Below are 248 nucleotides of genomic sequence, written 5' to 3'. Positions count from 1 at the left end.
ACGGCGACTGTTGCGATCGCCTTCCACGATCTGTCGCGAGATCAAGCGCAATAGTGGAGAGAAAGGCTACAGGGCGAGCCATGCGGACCAGCTCGCATGGGAACGTGCGCACCGGCCCAAGGTCTGCAAACTGGCCAGGCATCGGGTGCTGGCCCATATAGTTGCCAACAAGCTCCAGATGCAGTGGTCACCGCAGCAGATTGCTGGATGGCTGAAACGCGCCTGGCCGCGCGACGAGGATCGCCACG

At 62.1% G+C, this 248-nt stretch carries 1 protein-coding gene; it reads left to right on the top strand.

Annotation, left to right across the window (positions count from 1 at the left end; translation table 11 throughout):
* On the top strand, window positions 1-248 hold a 248-nt coding region (locus tag ACLFKU_RS44955; RefSeq protein WP_410853538.1), incomplete at both ends, for a transposase.

It is taken from the genome of Paraburkholderia sp. EG304, assembly GCF_046543485.1.
Classification (GTDB): Bacteria; Pseudomonadota; Gammaproteobacteria; order Burkholderiales; family Burkholderiaceae; genus Paraburkholderia; species Paraburkholderia youngii.
Note: the sequence above shows the minus strand (reverse complement) of the source record. Positions and strands in the feature narration are given on the sequence as shown.